General features: G+C 45.5%; 21 protein-coding genes and 1 riboswitch. Of the genes, 18 read left to right on the top strand and 3 right to left on the bottom strand.

Annotated elements, in window-relative coordinates:
- Positions 1-47 precede the first annotated feature (47 nt).
- The 3 genes from NYE72_RS29560 to NYE72_RS29550 all read right to left on the bottom strand — a co-directional run bounded on the left by NYE72_RS29560 (position 48) and on the right by NYE72_RS29550 (position 3,106).
- Positions 48-1,256: an MFS transporter gene (locus tag NYE72_RS29560; protein WP_038573785.1), complete on the bottom strand. Its 1,209-nt coding sequence runs from the start codon at positions 1,254-1,256 to the stop codon at positions 48-50.
- Positions 1,257-1,466: 210 nt separating this feature from the next.
- Positions 1,467-1,979 (bottom strand): hypothetical protein, encoded by a 513-nt coding sequence (locus tag NYE72_RS29555; RefSeq protein ID WP_244886541.1) that lies wholly within the window; start codon positions 1,977-1,979, stop codon positions 1,467-1,469.
- Between the two features lie 158 nt (positions 1,980-2,137).
- A complete protein-coding gene (locus tag NYE72_RS29550; protein WP_038573781.1) occupies positions 2,138-3,106 on the bottom strand; it encodes a Gfo/Idh/MocA family oxidoreductase in 969 nt (322 codons plus the stop codon).
- Positions 3,107-3,305: 199 nt separating this feature from the next.
- Here NYE72_RS29550 and NYE72_RS29545 point away from each other — a divergent pair, with 199 nt between their 5' ends.
- The 18 genes from NYE72_RS29545 (at position 3,306) to NYE72_RS29460 (ending at position 22,893) form a co-directional block, all read left to right on the top strand.
- A complete protein-coding gene (locus tag NYE72_RS29545) occupies positions 3,306-4,253 on the top strand; it encodes a sugar-binding transcriptional regulator (RefSeq protein ID WP_038573779.1) in 948 nt (315 codons plus the stop codon).
- Positions 4,254-4,413: 160 nt separating this feature from the next.
- Positions 4,414-4,517: riboswitch (purine riboswitch) on the top strand.
- A gap of 168 nt (positions 4,518-4,685) precedes the next feature.
- Complete coding sequence (locus NYE72_RS29540; protein WP_036682464.1) at positions 4,686-5,300, top strand: xanthine phosphoribosyltransferase; 615 nt, start codon at positions 4,686-4,688, stop codon at positions 5,298-5,300.
- Positions 5,294-6,613, top strand: a complete 1,320-nt coding sequence (locus NYE72_RS29535; RefSeq protein ID WP_036682206.1) for a nucleobase:cation symporter-2 family protein — start codon at positions 5,294-5,296, stop codon at positions 6,611-6,613. Before NYE72_RS29540 ends, NYE72_RS29535 begins: the two co-directional genes overlap by 7 nt.
- Before the next feature lie 211 nt (positions 6,614-6,824).
- Positions 6,825-8,123, top strand: a complete 1,299-nt coding sequence (locus tag NYE72_RS29530) for an SLC13 family permease (RefSeq protein WP_038573777.1) — start codon at positions 6,825-6,827, stop codon at positions 8,121-8,123.
- Positions 8,124-8,156: 33 nt separating this feature from the next.
- Positions 8,157-9,308, top strand: coding sequence for a glycerate kinase (locus NYE72_RS29525; protein ID WP_038573774.1), 1,152 nt, complete (start codon positions 8,157-8,159; stop codon positions 9,306-9,308).
- Positions 9,309-9,417: 109 nt separating this feature from the next.
- A complete protein-coding gene (locus NYE72_RS29520) occupies positions 9,418-10,452 on the top strand; it encodes a sugar diacid recognition domain-containing protein (protein ID WP_038573773.1) in 1,035 nt (344 codons plus the stop codon).
- Positions 10,453-10,544: 92 nt separating this feature from the next.
- Positions 10,545-11,900, top strand: coding sequence for an MFS transporter (locus NYE72_RS29515; RefSeq protein WP_244886406.1), 1,356 nt, complete (start codon positions 10,545-10,547; stop codon positions 11,898-11,900).
- A 67-nt stretch (positions 11,901-11,967) separates the two neighbouring features.
- Positions 11,968-12,186 (top strand): hypothetical protein, encoded by a 219-nt coding sequence (locus NYE72_RS29510; RefSeq protein WP_036682196.1) that lies wholly within the window; start codon positions 11,968-11,970, stop codon positions 12,184-12,186.
- Between the two features lie 28 nt (positions 12,187-12,214).
- A complete protein-coding gene (locus NYE72_RS29505; RefSeq protein ID WP_036682194.1) occupies positions 12,215-12,904 on the top strand; it encodes a hypothetical protein in 690 nt (229 codons plus the stop codon).
- Entirely contained in the window at positions 12,901-14,103 is a 1,203-nt protein-coding gene (locus NYE72_RS29500; protein WP_036682191.1) for a glutathionylspermidine synthase family protein, read from the top strand. The genes NYE72_RS29505 and NYE72_RS29500 overlap by 4 nt, the downstream gene beginning before the upstream one ends.
- 69 nt (positions 14,104-14,172) lie before the next feature.
- Complete coding sequence (locus tag NYE72_RS29495) at positions 14,173-14,766, top strand: hypothetical protein (RefSeq protein WP_232061559.1); 594 nt, start codon at positions 14,173-14,175, stop codon at positions 14,764-14,766.
- A complete protein-coding gene (locus tag NYE72_RS29490; RefSeq protein ID WP_038573772.1) occupies positions 14,763-15,155 on the top strand; it encodes a DUF350 domain-containing protein in 393 nt (130 codons plus the stop codon). The genes NYE72_RS29495 and NYE72_RS29490 overlap by 4 nt, the downstream gene beginning before the upstream one ends.
- Positions 15,156-15,242: 87 nt before the next feature.
- On the top strand, positions 15,243-16,256 hold the full coding sequence (locus NYE72_RS29485) for a potassium channel family protein (RefSeq protein WP_036682185.1): 1,014 nt from the start codon (positions 15,243-15,245) through the stop codon (positions 16,254-16,256).
- Positions 16,257-16,392: 136 nt separating this feature from the next.
- A complete protein-coding gene (locus NYE72_RS29480; protein WP_038573771.1) occupies positions 16,393-18,438 on the top strand; it encodes a catalase in 2,046 nt (681 codons plus the stop codon).
- A gap of 169 nt (positions 18,439-18,607) precedes the next feature.
- Complete coding sequence (locus NYE72_RS29475) at positions 18,608-19,762, top strand: glycosyl hydrolase family 8 (protein WP_235219466.1); 1,155 nt, start codon at positions 18,608-18,610, stop codon at positions 19,760-19,762.
- Positions 19,763-19,793: 31 nt separating this feature from the next.
- Positions 19,794-20,684, top strand: coding sequence for a hypothetical protein (locus tag NYE72_RS29470; RefSeq protein WP_339211001.1), 891 nt, complete (start codon positions 19,794-19,796; stop codon positions 20,682-20,684).
- Positions 20,685-20,716: 32 nt separating this feature from the next.
- Positions 20,717-21,346: a hypothetical protein gene (locus tag NYE72_RS29465; protein ID WP_339210999.1), complete on the top strand. Its 630-nt coding sequence runs from the start codon at positions 20,717-20,719 to the stop codon at positions 21,344-21,346.
- Positions 21,343-22,893 (top strand): hypothetical protein, encoded by a 1,551-nt coding sequence (locus NYE72_RS29460; RefSeq protein WP_038573770.1) that lies wholly within the window; start codon positions 21,343-21,345, stop codon positions 22,891-22,893. Before NYE72_RS29465 ends, NYE72_RS29460 begins: the two co-directional genes overlap by 4 nt.
- Positions 22,894-22,918 lie beyond the last annotated feature (25 nt).

Genomic DNA, 22,918 nt, shown 5'->3' with positions numbered 1-22,918 from the left:
CTCCTAAGATATTTAAAAGTTTGTTTGGGTTGTTAATGGACTGCTGTTTAAGCAGCTTTAGTCTGGAGAGGAGCCTCATCTTTCTTCTCCAGAGCACGGCTCCATGCCGTCAGTAATACTGCGGACAGAACCATGATTGCACCTACCCAAGTGGTATGAATCAGTCCCATATGATCTGTGACGATGCCGCCAAGGTACGCTCCAATGGCAATACCAGCGTTAAAAGCAGCAATATTTAATGCAGAAGCTACATCTCGTGCACTTGGCGCATATCGATCTGCAAGCGTAACAACATGTACTTGCAAGCCGGGCACGTTCATGAAAGCTAACAGTCCCATGAAGAAGATCGTAATCAGTGCGGCAACCTTGTAAGGTGCGGTAAAAGCTAAGACAAATAAGACGACAGCTTGGACTGCAAACATATAGAATAGAGCATTCATTGGTTTGCGGTTGGCGGCTTTACCTCCAATCACGTTCCCGATGGCAATCGCAATGCCGTATACAAGCAAGATGACGGCGACTGTATTCTCTTTGAATCCGCTGATCTCATGCAGAAGGGGCGATAAATAAGTAAAGACTACAAATGTGCCCCCATAGCCCAAAGCTGTAATCGCGAAGGCAAGCAGTAAACGCCCATTGGTGACCAGCTTAACTTGCTCACGAAGGGGTGTGTGGGTACCTTTGCGCAGCCCGGATGAAGGAACAAGGATCAGATTGCCGATGAGTGCTATAAGCCCGATTGCAATGATAGCAACAAATGCAGCACGCCAGCCGAGTTGTTGGCCAAGGAACGTACCTAGCGGAACGCCAGTAACAGTAGCTACTGTAAGTCCAGTGAACATGATGGCAATGGCACTGGCCTTACGATCCTCAGGCACGAGGTCGGCGGCAATGGTCGAAGCAATCGACATGAACAAGCCATGTGCCAGGGCGGAAATCACTCTCGCGATTAACAGCAATGTAATCCCGTCCGCCGCCGCCGCAAGACTATTGCCGATAATAAAAACGATCATAATGCTTAGCAGCAATGTTTTGCGTGATATCGACGTGGTTAGCGACGTTAAGATGGGTGCGCCAAAAGTTACTCCTAAAGCGTATAAAGTAACGGTCAACCCGGCTGTGGTTACCGGTATATGCAGATCCGTGGCGATTAGAGGCAGCAGCCCCACACTGATAAACTCAGTGGTTCCAATCGCAAAGGCACTAATGGCTAGAGCTAAGAGCGCCAAGGTGCTTCTTCTTTTATCTAAGGACATTTCTTTCACTCCTACGCTGTGTTAATCACCGGCCGGTAAGTGCTATTATGAAGAGATATGTCCATTAAGTATAGTACGTACTTTAAAGTGCTATAGGTACTAAAAAGTACCTGTAACGCAACTCACCAAACCCAAAAAAAGCATGGGCGCCCTGATCTCGTCGGGTTTGCCCATGCTTTTTGCTATACTTGTTATATAGTCCCGAAAGGGTTAACGAGACCGTTGTTTGAGGTGGCGCCGTTTAGTTGTGCCTTTGTTAGTGGCGTGCCCACCCGATCCTCCACCAACCGCCTGTTGCTGTCTTGTTCCTGGACTTTCAATAGCGGAGTTTGTTCCACCGGTGCTGAACGTTCCGCCTCCGCTTGCTACCTGAGTTGCGGAGGCATTCTGGCTCCGTTTAGGCAGTTTAACCGTCTGGGTATTGATAACGACCACAACTTCTTTGCGATACGGATATAATAAGAGGGGCTTAGCTTTGCCGCGTTTGTTGCCCCCACTGCCTAGGTTAGTCGCATCACCGCCTGCGCCGACACTTTGTTGTTGGCGTGTATAGGGAGAAGCAATGGCGGCATTATTGCCGCTTGCGCTGCTGCGTCCTGCACCGCTTGCAATTTGTGTAGTGTTGGGGGCGTTCGTATATTGATTGTTGATGACAAAGATTAATCTGTCCACTCCGTGGAGTGGGGTCCTTGTAATTATGCGCCGTTTTCCTTTTTGAATAATGACAACGATCCGGTCTCTTTTATAGGCCACCCATATTCACTCTCCCATACTTTGACTTCATTAACATTAATGCAGATGGGGGGATTAAGTGATGAATACGGGCGGACCACCTCGAAAAACAATCATTTGCCTAAGTTGCTGCCTAATAATCGGTTTATTTATTCAAAGCTATATTTGATCCCCCATTGTTCCCGGACATTGCTCATAATGTCCATGACATCCAAGGAGAGGTCGAGGGTCTCTTTATGGCTTTTATCTGCAATATACCGCCGCATATCTTCAATCTCGTATTGTAAAGCCTTGGCTGTATCTCCAGCCTCAATCGTCTCTACTGTGCCATCCAAATATTGAATGGTGGCTTTGCTGGCCCGCGGGAAATTGTCTACGGTAATAAATCCGAGTTCTCCTGCAACCACGCCTCGTTTAGGCATTTTGGAGCGCATTGTAAGGGAGATTACCGCCATTTCATCTGCAGCATTGTTAAGAATAATGCCGGATTGCTCGTCCACTCCTGTCTCGAATCGTTTTACCGTAGTAAGAATCTCATGGGGCTGTTTGGACAGGAAGAATCTTGTGAAGGACAACGCATACGTCCCAATATCCAGCAGGGCTCCGCCCGCCAGATCTTTGCTGAAGAAACGGTTGTTCACATCATATTCTTTATGGCTGCCAAAGGAGACCTGCACCATTTTGAGGCGCCCGATGATGCCATCCTCAATGAGCTGCCGCAGTTTTTTATACAGTGGCATATGGTAGATGGTCATAGCTTCGGCCACAACCAGATCCTTTTCAGCGGCAAGTAGGGTGACCTCTTGAAGTTGTTTGCTGTTCACTGTGATTGCTTTTTCGCAGAGAACATGTTTGTTATTCTGTAAGCTTTCAATGATGTATTCATAATGATTGCTATGTGGCGTAGAGATGTACACTACATCAATTGCGGGATCCTGCAGCATTTCACTGTAACTGCCATAAGCTTTCGTGGCTCCATATTGATTTGCGAATTGTTGTGCTTTCTCTAAGCTCCGCGATCCAACCGCATACAATGTTTCCCCCGTTTCATTCAGCGCAGCCGCAAATTCGGCAGCTATACTTCCCGGACCTACAATTGCCCACTTTAAGGGATTCATTTCCAGCACCTCACCTGTTTGGATTGTTTGTTTTTATTTAGAGATAACCTTGATTCCATCTGAACCATTCATCTCCATAAAAGTTTTGATATTAAGCACATTTGTGCAATATAATAATAAATGTGCAAAACAATCGTCTACAGTATAGCGGGGGGTTCTAAATCCGTCAAACTGTTGAATATAGCGGGGGCGTTGTAACATGGATCGAAAAGAAGATAAGAAGCTGCTCATTAAAATAGCACAAATGTATTATGAACAGAATTTAACGCAGAGTGAAATCTCTAGCGAACTTGGTATATATCGTACCACCATCAGCAGGATGCTAAAGAGGGTACGTGAAGAAGGTATCGTTACAATAACTATTAATTACGATACTGGCGATCATTTTACATTGGAGCAGGAGCTGAAGGAGCGGTTCGGGCTACGGGAAGCCATTGTTGTGGAGGTAGATCCTGCACAGTCCAGTACGATAAAACGCAAAGCTATAGGACAAGCCTGTGCGAGATGGCTCGAGCAAGTGCTTCTCCCGAAAGATACGATTGGGTTTTCTTGGGGAAGCAGCTTAGCTAGCGTTGTAGAAAGCCTAACACAAGCCCAGAGACCTTTTGTAACCTGTGTACCTACGGTTGGCGGCCCATCAGGAAAGATGGAGAGCGGGTACCATGTAAATAACATCTGCTATCAAGCTGCCCTGAAATGGGGTGCGCGCTCGTTAATGATTGATGTTCCAGCGATCACGGAGCAAAAGGAAACTAGAGATCAACTGATGAATTCGCAGTATTATCAGACCATTGCCAAGGCGTGGGACCATCTGGATATCGCTGTGTTCGGCATCGGATCGCCGGAAATGAAAGGGGAAGAGGCGTGGCGCGGATTTTATGGTGATGCAGTGATTGCTGAGCTGGAGAATGGAAAGGTCGCTGGTGATATCTGTTCACGATTCTATGATGGGAACGGGATTCCCGTGCATACCGGAATATCGGATCGAACGCTGACTATTGAGCTGGAGCAGATCAAGCAAGCTCGGTATTCGATTGGTGTAGCGGAGTCACTTGAGAAGGTTACAGGGATCCGTGGTGCGCTAAATGGCGGTTATATGAATGTACTTGTAACGACCCAAGAAACAGCGCAGAAGATATTGGAGTAACAACTACTAAATGTAAACAATTGAATTTCGTGAAAATAACCTGAAAATGGCATGCAAATTGCTTAAAATTTTGCTTGTAAGCACCAGACAGAGCGTGTAAGATATACAAGGTATTCATATCGAACATTTATAAAAATATAAGTTTCACATTATACATTATCCTTATATTTGCTTGTCAACTCATATAATCTTGGGAATATGGCCCATAAGTTTCTACCGGATAACCACTGTAATTATCCGACTATGAGTGAAATAGCGCATCTAGGGTTCCGCTTCCTGACTATGGAAGGACTGGACCGAGCGATGCGGACACTATGCAGTGTTACACCACTAAGGGACAAAAACCCAGAAGGACAAATTCACTTGAGAGAAACGACTCAAGGGATTTGTCCTTTTTTTGTTTTTAATTCAGAAGGAGAGATCAAGTTTACTATGAAGGTACTTCAAGAGCGCATCAGACAAGAGGGTCTTATTTTATCAGATACGGTACTAAAGGTAGATTCATTTCTGAATCATCAGGTGGATACGGAGCTTGCCTTACAAATTGGACAGGAGTTCAAGCGGTTGTTTGGACATTTGCCTATCACTAAGATCATCACTATTGAAGCAAGTGGCATTCAATTCGCCATGGCTACGGCCATCGCCTTAGGCGTACCGTTTGTATATGCGAAGAAAAAGAAAGCAGTGACCTTATCTGAAGCGGTCTATTCCGCGCCGGTACATTCTTTTACACGCAAAGAGGATTATATGGTTAGTGTCTCGCAAAAATATATCGGACCAAGCGATAAGGTGCTTATTGTAGATGACTTTTTGGCTACTGGTGCTGCTCTTGTTGGACTGGTTGATATCGTGCAAGAGGCTGGCGCTGAGCTCCTTGGCGTTGGTTGTGTGATTGAAAAATGCTTCCAAGAAGGCCGGAGTCTACTCGAGGATAGAGGGATAGAAGTCCATGCTTTAGCCCGGATCACATCTATGTCACCAGGTGAAATTCACTTCATTGATAATGAAAGTTCAAAAGAGCCAATCAAGGAGAGTGCGAGATGTTAAGCAAGAAAAAAGTATTTGCGTTAGGATTTCAGCATGTACTGGCGATGTATGCCGGAGCAGTTGTTGTTCCGCTGATCGTAGGGAACGCGCTGAACCTGAATGCCACCCAAATGGCCTATCTTATCGCAGCTGATTTGTTTACTTGCGGGTTAGCTACTTTGCTGCAGATTATGGGCACTAAGTATTTTGGCAGCAGGCTGCCGGTTATTCTTGGATGTACCTTTACGGCAGTAGGGCCGATTATCGCTATCGGCAGTGCCAACAATTTGGCAACGGTGTACGGAGCAATTATTTTATCTGGTCTATTCGTGGTACTGGCGGCCCCGCTTTACGGGAAGCTGCTGAGGTTCTTCCCAACGATAGTAACGGGCTCAGTCGTGACCATTATTGGGTTATCTCTTATTCCTGTAGCTATGAATAGCGTAGCTGGCGGAGAAGGCAGCGCTGATTTTGGGAATCCCCGCAATTTGTTGCTTGCACTGATCACGCTGCTGGTCATTTTAGCGGTTAACCGTTTTACTACAGGATTTCTTCGCTCGGTCTCTGTCTTGATAGGTCTTTTAGTGGGTACAATTATTGCTTATGGAATGGGCATTGTTAGTTTCTCTACAGTAGGTGAAGCCTCTTGGGTAAGTGTTGCACAGCCTTTCTACTTCGGATGGCCTCAGTTCAATCTTACGGCTATTTTCACTATGATCATTGTTAATATTGTTAGTATGGTGGAGTCCACAGGTGTTTACTTTGCGATTGGTAAAGTAACGGATCAGAAAGTGGAACAAAAGCAGATCGTAAACGGGCTGCGTTCGGAAGGTTTGGCGATTATGCTGGGCGGGATCTTTAATGCATTTCCGTACACAGCATTTTCGCAAAATGTAGGATTGGTCTCGCTAACTCGGGTCAAAACTCGTAATGTTATTTTTGCAGCCGGCGGGATTATGGTTGTGCTTGGATTACTGCCTAAATTGGCGGCTCTGACAACGGTTATTCCCAATGCCGTACTGGGTGGAGCGATGATCGTGATGTTCGGATCGGTTGCTGTTTCCGGGATGTCGATTCTGTCAGAGGTAGATCTGCGTAAGGATGGTAATCTGCTGATTGCCGCTTGTAGTATCGCTGTTGGTTTGGGTTCGGCAACTGTACCTGCGATGTTCGATCAATTGCCTGAATTCGCCCGGATGCTGCTGCAAAACGGTATCGTATCCGGTTCCCTTACAGCGATTGTGCTGAATATCTTCCTCTCGAAGACAAAGGATAATGTTCTGGCAGAAGATCCTGCTGCCCCTGTTCTAACGAAAGAAACACAAGTCTCATAATACGTTTAATTCATGTTAAAAGACCAAGCTCTGGTGTGCTGAAACCTAAGCTTGGTCTTTTTCTCATGCTCAGTGCTTGTGCATATGCACAAAAAAATAGGTTGTCCCGTCAATATTATTGGGTTTGTAAGCGCAGTATACTCAGTTTAGAAAGCGTTATCAAATTACACACTGTATAGTGTCAAATTCTTATACTAGGGGGCAACTAGAGATGGAAGGCACAGTAATTAACTGGATGGGCGCGATTGCGGGATTGATTCTGGCCGTCGTATTGATTTTCAAAAAGGTTAACCCGGTCTACGCACTCTTTTTAGGCGCGATTGCCGGAGGAATATTAGGCGGGGCATCCATTGCAGAGACAGTACAATATATCATCGACGGAACGAATAGCGTTATGGGTGCAGTTGTACGTGTACTCGCGGCAGGTGTGCTGGCGGGGGTATTGATTGAATCTGGGGCAGCCGAACGAATGGCCGAGACCATAGTAGATAAGCTTGGTGAAAAGAAAGCCTTATTATCTATAGCGCTAGCTACTATGATAATTACAGCAGTGGGCGTATTCATCACAGTCGCTATCATTATTGTCGCTCCAATCGCTTTGTCCGTAGGTAAGAAGATCGGCATTTCCAAAACCGCTTTGCTGCTCGCACTGGTCGGTGGCGGTAAAGCCGGTAACATTATTTCACCGAACCCGAACACCATTGCCGTAGCTAAAGGCTTTGATGTAGATTTGGCTCAGGTCATGATTCATGGATTCATCCCAGCCGTTGCGGGTCTGATTGTCACTGTTATTATTGCTAATCTGTTAGTCAACAAAGGTGTAAAAATTGCAGAGGGCGACGTTGTAACTAAAGAGGAAGACAGCACTAAGGTTAAACCTAGCTTTGGCCGTGCTATCGTCGCTCCAGTTGTCGCTATTTTGCTTCTAGCCATTAACCCAATCGGAAATATTCTAAATATCGAATTGCTGAAATCATTTAAAGTCGATTCTATGATCATCTTGCCTCTTGCCGGCATTATTGGATTGATTGCTATGAAACAAACGAAGAACATCATTTCTTTTACAACCTCAGGGTTAAATAAAATGACAGGTACAGCCATTATCCTGATTGGTGCTGGTGCTATCGCTGGTATTATCTCGAAATCGGATCTGAGCGCTACTGTTGTAGATGCAATAACGGCTATGGGGATTTCCGGAACGTTCCTTGCTCCAATTGCAGGGATCCTGATGGCGGCTGCTACAGCATCAACCTCTACGGCTTCTATCGTGGCTGCCGGATCATTTGGTCCCGCTATTCTTTCGATGGGCACAGCGCCGCTAAATGCAGCAATTATGGTGCACACCGGGGCTACAGTTATTGACCATCTGCCACATGGTAACTTCTTCCACGTGACCGCAGATTCCGTTAAGATGAACATTAAGGACCGGATGTCACTGATTCCTTATGAAAGTCTCGTGGGTCTGACGATGGCTATCGTCGCCACTATATTATACGGCTTCATCCTATAATTTATATTTGCAACTAGAAGGGACGGATATTCTATGAATAAAGACTTTGTCATCGTATTGGCACCGGATTCTTTCAAGGAAAGCATGACAGCCAAAGAAGCTTGTGAAGCCATGGAAAAAGGCATTCATAAAGTAAATTCTAATATTACTTGTATTCATGTACCCATGGCAGATGGCGGCGAAGGAACGATGCAGTCCTTGGTCGATGCAACGGAAGGTACAGTATATATAACAAAAGTTAAAGGGCCACTTGGCAATGAAGTTAGCGCATCCTACGGAATCACAGGAGACGGGCTGACAGGGGTGCTGGAAATGGCTAGTGCGAGTGGCATTCAGCTGGTATCCCCTGAGACACGTAACCCATTGATTACAACCACCTACGGGACAGGACAATTAATCAAAGCATGTCTGGATCGTGGGGTCAGCAAGCTGCTGATTGGCATCGGTGGCAGTGCCACCAATGACGGAGGCGCCGGGATGGTGCAGGCATTAGGCGGCAGGCTGCTGGATGCCGAAGGCAATGAGCTGTTATTTGGTGGTGGTGAGCTTGGCAGATTAGCCCGTGTTGATCTGAGTGGATTTGACCCTCGCCTGAAGGATGTACAGGTTGAAGTGGCCTGCGACGTTACGAATCCATTATGTGGTCCGACCGGAGCTTCCAATGTATTTGGTCCGCAAAAAGGGGCTACGTCGGATATGATCAAACAGCTGGACAGCAATCTGCATCATTATGCGAGTGTCATCAAAGAGCAACTGGGTTTCGATATTATAGATATGCCTGGTGCTGGTGCAGCGGGTGGACTTGGGGCAGGACTGGTAGTGTTCTTAAACGGAATATTAAAAAAGGGCATTGAGCTTGTGATCGACTATACTGGACTTGAAGAAAAGGTGCAGCAGGCGGACATGGTGTGGACCGGGGAAGGAAGCATCGATTTCCAGACCCAATATGGCAAGACCCCGCTTGGCGTTGCTGAGGTAGCTAAGAAATATAATAAACCCGTACTGGCCTTCGCGGGACGGATCGGCGATCAGACGGAAGTACTGTATGATAAAGGGATCGATGCTATTTTTGGCATTATGCCAGGCGCAGCTTCATTGGAGGATGCTTTGAATAAAGGGCAAGAGAACCTGGAAAGAACGGCTGAGAATGTAGCTAGGTTAGTCATGCTGAACCAAGGAAGCTGATTGAATTATACAAAGTGATAGAGGGGCTGACTGAACGGAGTCAGCCCCTTTTTTCTTTTTTAAGGTAGAAGCTTTCTGAGTAGAATATAAAGGAACAGGAGGTACAGACATGAAGATATCGAAAACACTCGCAGGACAAATAGCACAGGAAATGATGAGTGTAGTTCCTTATAACATTAATGTTATGGATGAGAGCGGCTTTATTGTAGGGAGCGGAGATCTGAAACGGGTCGGAACCTTACATGAGGGAGCGAGAATAGCCATTCAAAGTGGGCATGTCTTTGAAGTGTACGAAGATGGCAGCGGCATGAAGCCGGGGGTGAATGAACCCATTATTATAGATCATAAAGTTTTAGGTGTGGTAGGTATTACGGGACATCCAGATGAGGTGAGGCCGTTTAGTAAGCTGGTCAGAGTCACTACTATATTACTTATTGAGCAGGAAGCAAGGAACAAGCTGGAACAGGATGAGCGAGTAAAACGTGTGAAATTTTATCATGAATTATCTTATCGTAAAGAAGCATATGATCTTGAGTTTCTGGAACGGGCTGGCAGCTATGGGCTTGATCTTAAGAAAAAATGCTGGGCGATCCTTGTGGAAGGCGATGTGAACGGAAAAGAATTCAAAAATGTATTTAGGTCTTATCCACATTACTGGAATTTGGAGAATGATAAGGCGGTTTTTTTCATAACGGATGTTTTTCTTTATAAAGAGCTTATAGGAAAACTAAATTCATGTACGAATGTGGGGCGAATAGGTTCTGGCGAAGCAGCGGAGTTAGCTGCTTATTCACTTGAACAGGCCCAGGCGGCGATTAGTGTTGGCAGCAGAGTCGACCCGCTCAAGAAACTGTACACTTATGAGGAACTAAAATTCTTGATTCATCTCTCTTATGACGGTGCTGAACGGCCCGGAACGATTTATGCTCTGCTGGATCAGTCGGGCGATAAGACAGGCCTGATTGAAACGCTGCAAGTATTTATTGCTGAGAATGGGGACCATAATCGTACTGTACAGAAGCTGAATATTCACCGAAATACACTGAACTACCGGCTTAATCGCATTCATACATTGACGGGCAAAAATCCACGCAACTACATGGAGTTGTTTGAATTGTTGTGCGGATTGATGTGGCGGAAGTAATCTAAATCCCCCTATTCCAATTGCCATCCTGATTTTATAGGCATAAACTTAGATAAGCTTGTATAGATAAATTAGGACAGGGATGGATAGGAATGAATGAGAAAGTAGTAATGAATGATAAAGTAGTCATGCCATTATGGACCATGTGCCTTTTTATCGTAGTGATGAACACAACGATGTTTAATGTATCACTTCCAACCATTATTCAGGATCTCCAAATTTCTGCTGATCTAGGTTCATGGGTAATTTCGAGCTATTCGATTGGATATGCTTTATCGACGGTTATTTATAGCCGCTTATCAGACGTGGTGCCGATTCGGAGACTTTTGACCGTTGGCTTAATTACTCTTGGGTTAGCCTCAGTGTTTGGATTATTTGCGCATGACTTTAATACATTATTGATAACGAGAATAGTACAATCTGCCGGCGCGGGTGCGATGGCTGGATTGGGTCTCGTACTGGCCAGCCGTTATGTGCCTATTGAAAGACGTGGTGCGGCTATCGCCATGATCTCCGCAGGGAGTGCAATGGCCTTTGGGTTGGGCCCGATTTTCGGTGGCGTCATCAGTCAGTATTTTGGCTGGAACGGGTTATTCGGAATTACTTGCCTTGTGCTTGTTGTATTACCAGTGCTGCTGCGGTTATTACCTAAGGAACAGCCGCAGCCTGCAAGCTTTGATGTTATTGGGGCGGCGTTGACCGTTGTAAATGCGGCAAGTCTGCTGGTAGCCGTAACTACCCAATCTCTGGTATGGTTAGCAGTGGGCATAGTATCTATTATCGTGCACGCTTGGTATTTGAAGAAGGCGAAGGAATCCTTTATTAACCCGCAGCTGCTAAAAATGCCGGGATACTTGAAGCTAGTTACCATAGGCTTTTGTATTCTGGTGCTGAACTTGGGGAATTTGTTCCTGATGCCGCTTGTGCTCGCTAATCTATTTGGTAAATCGGCGTTGATGATTGGTTTGTTTATCGCACCTGGTGCGTTATTATCCGCATTTCTTACCCGTTTTGTTGGACGTTTTATTGACCGGTATGGCAACTTGCGCTTCTTAATCATAGGACATTGTATCCTTGCCGCTGTTATGGCTGCATTTGCGCTGAACCTTTCTGTATCTCCTGTAGTTCTTCTGCTTGGTTATCTTTGCTTCTCTCCTGCCTTCTCGGCGACAATGGCATCCTTAAATAATGAAGCTTCTCGGGTTCTTCCGCGAACTTGGATTGGTTCAGGTATGGGGCTTTTACAACTGATTCAGTTCTTTGGAGGTTCTGTATCTGTTGCGGTCTGTGGGCTGTTGCTGCATGCTCAGCGTGATCTTGCGCCGGCAAAAGCATATGAGCATGTATACGGACTGTTGCTTCTTGTCAGCTTGTGTTCGTTAGGAGTTCTCCTTTTATACAGACGTTCTTATTCCAAAAGTAATACTGGGCAATCTATACAAGCTTAGAACTGAAACGAAAAGGTGATAAAAACGTATCAGATGCTATAGCAGATATAAGGAAGGAATGGTAATAATGGATAACGGGATGAGTGTAGTTTTAATCGAAAAAATGCCAGAGGGTGATCTGCGAGTAATTGAAGAGCGTACGTGGAGCATGAATATGATAACTGCACTTGAACATGTCAATTATATAGTGGTGGGCAGTAAGGAATATGAAGCGGTTGAAGGACGGCTGAATGTGGATGAGGGCAAGCTGGAGCTTTTGCTTGTTCCGATGCACACTGAGGGATAGAAGATCATCAGGGAAGGAGAACCTTACGATGGCTAAAGAAGAAAGGGATAAGGAATTGCCTGCATCAAAATTATTTACCGCCGATGGCAAACCCATCCGTGTATTATCAACATCGCTAGGCATAGCCTTATTAGCGAATGCTATGTTTATTCCTGGCGGAGCGGGGGCTAGCGCGAATACTTCTGCGGGCGAACCACAGCTAGTCTCTTGGTCTAATGAAGAGGTTAAAGCTTATTTTGATAAAAATGTGGATTGGAATATTCCCTATCCCGAAGAAGGTACGAAAGAGGTAGAGGAGCAAGGCCAAGGCGTAGTAACTTCAAACGGGACAACTGTAGTGAATAACTATGGCGGTTATCATTCAGGTTTTGGCTGGACGGATTTGCTTCTGTATCATATGTTGTTTAACAGCGGTGCCAATTACTCTTCCAGAGGATGGGCTAAGGACCGTCCTACCTATTATGGAGGCACGAGAACCACTTATAAACCACCTACTTATAGCAGCGAAAAGTTTCAGAATAAAAAGGTGCCCGGTTCTGTAGTGAAACCTAAAACCTCAACCTCATCCACGGGTTCCATCACGAGAAGGGGTTCCTCTTCGAAGACCGGAATCGGGGGCACTTCCAGTGGCTTAAACTCTTCGAAGAACTCTAAATCAAGCTCAGGCTCGAAATCTTCATCGAGATCAGGTTCAAGCAAGAGTGGTTTCGGCGGATGAGTGATCAGCAGAGCGTGTTTGAGATCCTGGATTTGTCTGATCTTGAGCGGGGCCCACGGGTACAAGCGCTGTATGAGCTTGGGTTCACTTGGGCAGATCTAGAGGAAGAAGAGTATTGGATGGATGCAATAGCTGTGATGCGCAGCGACATTTACAAGGAGCTTGAGGAAGCCTCCGCAAAGCTTTGGGCTATCCTCGATAAGGCGGTTCGGTATATACATCTAAAACGCGATTTGTATGAGCTACTGGGCATTCCCCCTGTTCTTTGGGAGATGCTTGATGGGTCTCCTATTCCGGAAGAAGGCTTAATCAGCCGGTATGCAAGGTTTGATTTTGCGATAGCTCATGATGGAACCATCAAGCTTCTGGAACTGAATGCCGATACACCTACAGGTTATGTGGAGGCTTCCATAGCAACACCTTGGATCTGTGAACAGGCGGGTGTGGCTAGTCCAAATCATGCGATGAAGGAACAACTTGCCGCAGCATGGCAGATAGAACGTCCAGATACCGCAGCTTGTGTTGCTTATGGTTCCCATCTTGAAGATTCAGGTACGATTGAAGCCTTGGTCAGACATAGCGGACTTACTATTCAGTGTGTGGATTGCCTCGACCTGTGGGTCGATGAGGGCATTTTGAAGGATGGGGAGGACCGGGTGATACAGCGGATGTTTGCTCTATATCCTAAAGAGTGGATGGCCGTCGATGAAGGTGGAGATGCACTTGCCTATGCCGTTGAGCAGGGAAATCTTCAGCTTTTTAATGGACCTCACAGTATCCTGTTGCAGTCTAAGGGATTGATTGCAGCTGTGTGGGGAATGTATGAGCTTGGCTTATTATTTGACAATGAAGAGCGTGAGGCGATCTCACGTTATATTTTGCCGACTTATAATAAGCCTGTGTTCTCTGGCAGCTTTGTGTCCAAATCTGTATTTGGCCGCGAAGGCGGTTCTGTACGTCTCTTTGACGATAGTGGAACTCTGGAAATTGAGGACGAAGAGGGTTATGATAGCAGTCAGCTTTTTCCCTCTGTATATCAAAAAAGAGCTGAACTAGCCCGAATACACACCGCCGAAGGTGAATTCCACCTACTGACAGGCATGTTCGTCATTAATGGGAAACCGTGTGGGCTGCTCGGCCGGGCTGGCGGACTGATTACGGGCAATGCCAGTCATTTTATCGCGTTGGGAGTGAGATAGTTGGATAAAAGTAAGGCTATAAACAAGTCGTCTACTAGATTAGTAAAGGCCCGGATCGGCGCTTTATGTATGATGCTTCTAACGGTGCTGCTGCTTAGTGCATGTTCCAGTAATCAGGGGAGTGTGTTTGATTCAGGCACTGCCGAAACTTCTGACAGTGTTGCACGGGTACCTTGGGATTACCGGGTTGTGGAGAGTACTGTAGGCGATCTAATTGGCAGCGATATGACGGTGTTGCCGGATAATGAGCTGCTGCCGAATGATGAGAATTATGCTACTGGCGATAAAATATGGACATTGCAGTTCATGGACGCTGAGCTGATCACAGATGCTGACCAACGCAATGAAGTCCGCCTATCTTCCTGGACGACCATTAAATCGTATCCCGATGAAAAAACAGCAGTAGAGGACCTTACCAACCTTAAGGTATCGGTAACTACGGATGTTGATCTTGTAGGAGTATACAAGACAAAATATAATGAGAAGACAAGAAACTTTGCCGTCCTTGAGCTGCCTTCCGGCAACCGGATCAAGCAGCCGATAGACGATGAGCGTTATGCAGCATTAGAGAAAGAAAAGACCGCTTCCGTAGTCCTTGAGGAAGTACATGATTTCGCCGATTATGACTCGGCATATGCGAAATTTCGGGGGTGGGCAAAGTGACGATTGTTGTTAATTTGATAGTCAGTATATTTGTGATTATTCTTCTGCAATTGTTGGGTATGGTTATCTTTGGCTTGATGACCCCGTTCAAGGATATGGAAGAGCTGAAAAAAGGGAATGTGGCTGTAGCTCTAGCGCTTGGCGGCAAATTTCTCGCCACAGCAATTATCATTGGAGTAGCGGCGTATACGAATACCTCTATTCTGCATATGATCATTTGGTTTGCTGTCGGTTATGTGTGCCTCATCGCTGCTTACTGGATTTTTGAATTGGCGACCCCAAGCTTTAAAATTTCAGAACATCTGGAAAAAGGCAATGTGGCAGTAGGCACTATGCTCTGCTTGGTGTTTATCGGCACAGCGTTTGCAGTCAGCAGTTTGATTGTTTAGTTCAAAAATCGCAGATGGACATGGATAAGGCTGCCCTCAGTAATAACCTCGAGAGGCAGCTTTATTAATGTGAGGAAGGGATGGCAGATGCATTTTTTTCTGAGAATATCCACCAGGATGATGCGTTTACGCAAACGGTCGATCGGTTTGATTATTTTGATCTTTATAATTCTTAGCGCATCGATAGCTTACCTGCTTGAACCGAGTACATTCCACAACTGGTTTAATGCCTTCTATTGGGTCATGACAACGATGGCCACCGTTGGGTATGGGGATTATTTTACAGAGACTGTAGTGGGTAAGCTATTCACCATGTTTCTGTATATTTTTGGGATTGGTCTTCTCAGCTTGGTTATTGGCAAGGTCATTGACTCTATTGCAGAAGTGCAGAGAAGGAGAGGAGCAGGAACATTGAGCTTCCGGGGAAAGGATCATGTGATATTAATCAATTGGAGTAAGAAAGCGCAAGCTGCGGTAGATGAGGTGTTATGCTATTCACCTAAATGTCATATCGTCATCATTGATGAGATAGGACGGCATCCGCTGGAGCATATGGAACAGGTCCACTTTGTAAGCGGTGATGCTTCCAGCGATGAGATTCTCCTTAAAGCTAACATACACGAAGCCCGGGCAGCCATTGTGTTCGGAGACACACGGATTGATGAAGCATCGCTAATTGACGGGAAGTCTCTGCTTATCGCCTCCAGCATTGAGCGCATAGCGCCACAAGTACATACTACCGTAGAAATTATGCAGGAGAAGAATATACAGAATTTCAGGCATGTTCAGGTCAATGAATTCGTTCTGTCGCATGATGCCATTTCTAGATTGGCTGTCCGATCCGCTCTACAAGAGGGGAATTCAGAGGTGATTACGCAGCTGCTGAGCCGCCAGTATGGGGATGATATTTATGAGATTCCAGTGAATAGTGCATGGAAGACCTATGGGCAGGCGTTTCAGGAATTGCTCCTTCAAGGTGCAACTTTACTCTCGGATCGCAGTGACCTTAGCATCAATCGCAAGCTGGGCCAGCCTATTCCTAAAGAGGCTAGATTATATATTGTTTCGGATGAAGAGACGTACCGGAGAATTAAAGGTTAGGTCAGAGATAAGCGAGTAAGCGGATTTTCGGGAGAAGGGCTTCTCGGAATTCCGCTTCTTTTTGTTTGCCGTTCCTTCCTTAAGGGTAAGAGATGAATATTATCGTTACTCTACCTTTCGGAAGGAGCCATTGTTAATGAGTGAACAGCAAAAAGTGAACGGAAATAGCAAAAATGAGCAATTGGAACAGTTTCGCAGTAAGGACGAAGGTCACGCTTTAACAACCAATCAGGGATTGAAAGTGTCCGAGGATGAGTTCTCCCTAAAAGCCGGTGACCGGGGGCCAACCTTGCTGGAGGATTTTCATTTTCGGGAAAAAATGACCCATTTCGATCACGAGCGGATTCCTGAGCGGATCGTGCATGCACGCGGATTTGCCGCCCACGGGGAGTTTGAAGTATATAAATCGTTGAAAGAATATACGAAGGCGAAATTCCTTCAAGATCCGTCCGTAAAGACCCCGGTGTTTGTCCGGTTCTCAACGGTAGCAGGATCACGGGGTTCAGCCGAAACTGTGCGGGATGCCCGGGGCTTCTCGACCAAATTTTATACCGAAGAAGGCAATTATGATTTGGTAGGCAATAATATGCCGGTCTTTTTTATACAGGATGCGATTAAGTTCCCTGATCTAGTGCATGCGCTTAAGCCGGAGCCACATAATGAAATGCCTCAGGCGGCATCAGCCCATGATACCTTCTGGGATTTCATCGCCAATAACCAGGAATCGGCCCATATGGCGATGTGGCTGATGTCTGACCGCGCCATTCCGCGAAGCTTCCGGATGATGGAAGGGTTTGGGGTTCATACCTTCCGTCTGATCAATGAGCAGGGGAAAGCACATTTTGTTAAATTCCATTGGAAACCAGTGCTTGGTGTACACTCTTTGGTGTGGGACGAAGCACAGAAAATATCAGGAGCGGACCCTGACTTTCACCGACGTGATTTATGGGAATCGATTGAAGCCGGCAACTTTCCGGAATACGAGCTGGGCATTCAGCTTCTTAGTGAAGAAGATGAATTCAAGTTTGATTTCGACGTGTTGGACCCTACAAAGCTATGGCCAGAGGAAGACGTGCCCGTGCAGATCGTTGGGAAAATGACCTTGAACCGCAACGTGGATAATGTTTTTGCCGAAACGGAGCAGGTGGCTTTCCACCCTGGACATGTAGTGCCAGGTATTGATTTCACCAATGACCCGCTACTTCAGGGCAGATTGTTCTCTTATACGGATACCCAGCTGATTCGGCTTGGGGGTCCTAACTTTCATGAATTGCCGATTAATAGACCGGTGTGTCCTTTCCACAACAACCAGCGTGACGGATATGGGCGGCAGACGATTAATCAGGGCACTGTGAGTTATCATAATAATTCTCTGGCCCAAAATACGCCGAGACCTGTCCCAGAGGCTGAAGGCGGTTATGTGCATTATCAAGAAAAGGTTGAGGGCCGTAAGGTACGGAGCCGGAGTAAAAGCTTTGAGGATCATTTTTCACAAGCCAAGTTATTCTGGAATAGTATGAGCCCTCCGGAACAATTGCATATTATCGAAGCTTATTCTTTTGAGCTTGGAAAGGTTAAGAGTAAGTCGGTCCGACAGCAGGTCGTAAATATGCTTGCTAACATTACCTCCGAGCTTGCTGTACCTGTGGCAGAAGCCATTGGAGTAGCGGCTCCAGAAGTTGGCGGTTCTGAGGTCACTCAAGCTTCCCCAGCCTTAAGTCAAGCTAATACGAAAAAACATCCCAACACGCGTAAAGTAGGCGTGATTATCGGGGATGGTTTTGATGAAGCTGCGGTAATGCCTGTATTGGACACGCTTATGGGAGCTGGGATTCAACCGGAGCTAATCAGTGATAAGCTTGGATTTATTAAAGGCTCAAACGGCACAGAGCTTGAAGTCATCCACACCTTATCCACTACAGATTCGGTGCTCTTCGATGCGATTTATGCGGTTGGTGGAAATGCAGAGCGCAAGAAATTCCATAAAGATGCAGCGCTATTCCTCAACCAAGCATATGCACATTTTAAACCCATCGCGATGACCACAACACTTGCTGAGCTGCTTGCAACAGATGAACACAGAAGCAGTCCGGGCGTCGTAATAGGCGATGGTGGGGAAGTTTTTGCGGCTAGCTTCGTTGCGGCCATTTCTGCCCATCGTTTTTGGGAACGTATGGAATAAAGTAAATAGATGATAGAAAAAGAGGGGTCTGCTCGTCAGAAGGCGTGTGGATGCCTCTTTTTTTCATCTAATAGTTTCATAAATTTAACATTTGGATTAAGTATGTGATGTATATTACCGTTATAGATAATACTAGGCAATATAAGCAGATGCTTAGGGAGGTGATTTTTTGAGGAAAGAGATAGCTGTTGCTGTAGTGGTACTTATAGGTTTTACAGCATTAACAGCATGCGAGCAAACAGCAACGCCGGCATCAACACCCTCGCCCTCCGCGAATGTTCATACAACAGAGCCACCGAATCCTACGGGTTCGGCTAATAATGATGTGGGGGACCATTCACAGGAATTGGATGCTTTAGAGCAATTTATTGTTACGAAGCTTACCGGCTCGTCCGGTGTTTATACGAATTTAATTGAAACAGAGCAATCCGGGGAAGCGGCAAGCGGCCATGAGATTCTAAGTGAGTCTGCCTCTCTGAGGATGCTGGCAGCCGTACGGAGTGGTGAGAAAGAGCGATTTGCAGAAGAATGGGCGCTGGCTAAGCAAACCTTTGATATGAAGGGCGGTTTTAGCTACCGATATAGCCCTAAACAGCAGAAATTATATCCTGTGAATGCTGCCGTTGATGACTTACGTATCATTCGTGCGCTTTATGAAGCGGGGGATACGTTTAGGGATAAACACTATACAGAGGAAGCGGATAAGTATGGTGAAAGATTTTATAACTATAATGTAAAAAATGGATATATGTATGACTTCTATGATGAAAATTACAAAAAAACCAACACATTCGTTACTTTATGTTATATTGATTTAGGTACAATGCGAAAATTGTCGGTTTCTGGAGAATCTCGTGAATTTTTGTTGAATAATATGAGCGTTATACTGAAAGATGGATATTTATCAGATGAGTTTCCCTTCTATGAAACAAGGTTTAATTATGAGAGTGGAACCTATACTTCGGAGAATATCAATACAGTAGAATCGCTACTGTCTATTCTGGCTTTGGCAGAGGTAGACCAGCAGAAATCCTCCAGCATTGATTATATCAAGCAGCAGGTCGAAGCTGGCACATTATATGGACAATATTCGCGTGAGGGAAAGCCGCTTAACGATATTCGCTCAACAGCCATTTACGCTATTACGGCTATGATTGGTGCCGAGATCGGAGACGATGCACTCTATCGCAAAAGCATTGAAAGAATGAACGAGTTCAGAATAACCGATGCCGGCAGCTCACTGTATGGAGGCTTCGGCGATGTAGCTAGTGGCCAAGCCTATTCCTTTGATAATCTGATGGCATCATTGGCCTATGTCTATTAATTTAAACCTATAGTAACGAAGGTGAATCTGCATGATAAACAACACGGTGAAATCACCTCTGAGGCAGGGGATGACACTCGCTAACCTACCGTTGCCATTGTCCCCGGCTTTTATCACTGCTGTTGGAGTGTTGCTTATAACCATCATAGCCTTATTTACCGCCCCGTATGTCGGAATGGCGGATAATGGTGATTTTTTTCGCAGCATCTATAGTAACGGAATTTATTTCAATCTGCCGGATTATGACGAGCAATACTTTGGTTATTTTGTAAAGCAATATGGAATCTTTCAATATTTTAATGAGAATGGCGCGACATTATTTTCTTCGCAGTCCCTATTTATCAAGCTGGCCATTGGACTTAATAAGCTGTTTTTTAGCAGCGAGGTTTTCGATATCCGGTTTCAAGCAGTCATTTATACGATTTTATATGTTGCGGCGATCTACTTATTAATAGAGGCTGTTACATGGGGGATGACCCGCAAGCAGGGATGGGTCACTGCAGGTATTGCTATTTTTATATTTGGAGATACCGGGTATACCGCTTATTTCAACTCCTTTTACGGCGAGAGCGTCGTGATGATCACGATGATTACTATGTTCGCAGCTTGGTTGTTGTTATATCAAAAAAGATACAATGACTATGTGCTGCTGGCCCTATTCTTGATCAGTACGATCATCCTGACTACTTCCAAGCAGCAAAATGCGCCAGTGGGTATAATCATTGCGGTTCTGGGGTGTTCGCTCCTTTGGATTCGCAGGGATAAAATATTTCGCATTCTGACAATGGTTTCCCTTGCTTTGATCCTGTTCGCGGGTGTGTTCACCTATTTGAATATCTCGGATGAGTTCGTGAATATTAACCAGTTCCATGCCATGACCCGCGGGGTGCTGAAGGATTCCTCCGATCCGGGAAAGCACTGAAGTCATTCGATATTAATGAACAATATGCCATCTTGAAGAATAGCATTTACTACGAGAAATACGGAACTATTGATGTGAATTCACCAATCCTCCAAGAGAACTTTTACAGTCGTTACGGATTTGTTTCGATCCTTAAATACTATATATCGAATCCGGATCAGCTTAACTCGATTCTTAATGTAGCTGCTCAAAGTGCATTCTCGATCAAACCAGCGGCGATGGGCAATTACGAGCAATCCGTTGGGAAGGAATTTCGAGCACAGAGTCACTTTTTTACTGGATACAGTCAGCTGAAAAAAGCTTTAGCACCACGAACGATAGGTTTTATCTTCCTTTGGACAGTGCTTGTCATCGGTCTGTATATGCCTTCCTTCGTAACAGCCATTAAGGCACGTAATTTTAGAGGATTGCAGCGGATGGTATTGATTGTCGCTACGATAGGCATTGGTCTTTCAGGCATTTTTGTATCGATTATCGGTGCTGGTGATGCCGACATTTCCAAGCATGAATTCTTGTTCACTTTATCTTTTGATTTGGTGACCTTTCTGACAGTATCTAGTGTGATCGGACGCAGATTCTCCAAAAATCGTAAAAAGCCGGTTAACGAGAGCCCCACCACGTCTAGTCCATTTACAAAGCCTCAAAAGGATGTGAGTGTTTGAAGCGCAGAGGGATCTTATACTGTATATTGCTGCTGACGCTGAGCTTAACCATCCTATTGCTTCCCGCCACTCCTGTTCAATCTGCTGCATCGCCACAACAAGTCTTACTGCTCTATGACAGCCTTGCCAAGGGGACCGCTAAGGATGGAAATGTGACTGAACTTCAACGTCTGCTGGCAGCTTACTCGACAAAGGTTACACTTCGAAGCCTAGATCAATACGAGCAGGGGATGCTGAAAAATTACTCCAGAGTGATCATGGTCCGTAACGAAGCGGATATTTCGATCACGAATAAATCCTATATAGAGGATTGGGAGCATTATCAGGGGCAGTATTTGCATATTGGGTACAACCCACCCGCTAGTCTAATGAAGGCGTTACAGCTAACCACTGATGTGATCTATGACGGGAGTGCTGAGCTCGAAATTGGACAGTTCTCCGGAATTCAAGCTAAGGTGCAGGATATGCCTTATATTGCAGCGAGTCAGGCGGTCAAATCCTTTGGGAAACTCTCTTTTGCGGAGGAGGGTCTGCAAGCACCGTACGCTGTGAGTAAGGGGAATGATACATATGCCCCATATTTTGAACAAGGGAATGTCAGTACGCTGGGGATGGCGCATGTTCTGAAGGATTGGCTCCATATCACTGCTGCTCCTAAAATGTACCTTGCGATCAAAGAAATCTATCCTTTCTCCGATCTGCGACTGCTGGCAGAAACGGGTGAGCGGCTGTATCAACTGGGGATTCCGTTTCTTGCAAGTGTGCGGCCTGTGTTCAGCAATACCGATTATCCGGCCATGCAGCGTTATTTAGTGGCCATGAAAAGTGTGCAATCCAGCAATGGAAGCATTCTGGTCAATGCCCCAGTGGTGATGCCAACGATAAGCTCCATTGACCATACGCTTAAAGGAAAGATGAATGATTTCATCAATCTGTTGGCCGAAAATGGGCTTGGGCCGCTTGGAGTCGGGGCGGAAATGCATTGGTCGTATGACAAAGAGTATTCAGAAGCGGGGATGAGCTTTTTTGATTCCGTGGTGTTATATCCGGATGAACAGATTGATTATATGGAGCAGAACGACACCTCTAAATCCTTTCCATCCTCTTTATATAGCGTTCCGTTGGAATTTCTTCAGGCTTTGCCTACATCCAATAAAGTGATACCGCAATTGCCGATGGATACTGTAATCACCGTCGACATGCCCGAGGATGAGCGTCAGCTTGAAGAAATGCTGCAAAGTCTGGAACGGAATTGGGTTTCTTTTGCCGATTATAAGCAAGAAGAGCACCAGGTCGTTACTGATCAGAACACAATCTCCTCACTAGATGGAATGATTTCTATTAATGGACAACCTCTAAGCCTGGACTATACACCGGAAACAGTAGATAGCGATTATCGCTACACAGAGGAGCAGCAAAAGAGCTTCACCCGACTTTTTAATATTCAGAATCAATTTTTTATTGTTGTGATCATGATTTCTCTGCTGCTGTTTGGCGGATTGTTGATGATCGGATACCGGTTATATCGCAGAAAGTTTTTGAAATGAGACAACTAATCGTGATTTGGAGGAC

This window comes from Paenibacillus sp. FSL L8-0333 (genome assembly GCF_037965665.1).
Taxonomy (GTDB): Bacteria; Bacillota; Bacilli; order Paenibacillales; family Paenibacillaceae; genus Paenibacillus_AQ; species Paenibacillus_AQ odorifer.
This window is presented reverse-complemented; position numbering and strand designations above follow the sequence as displayed.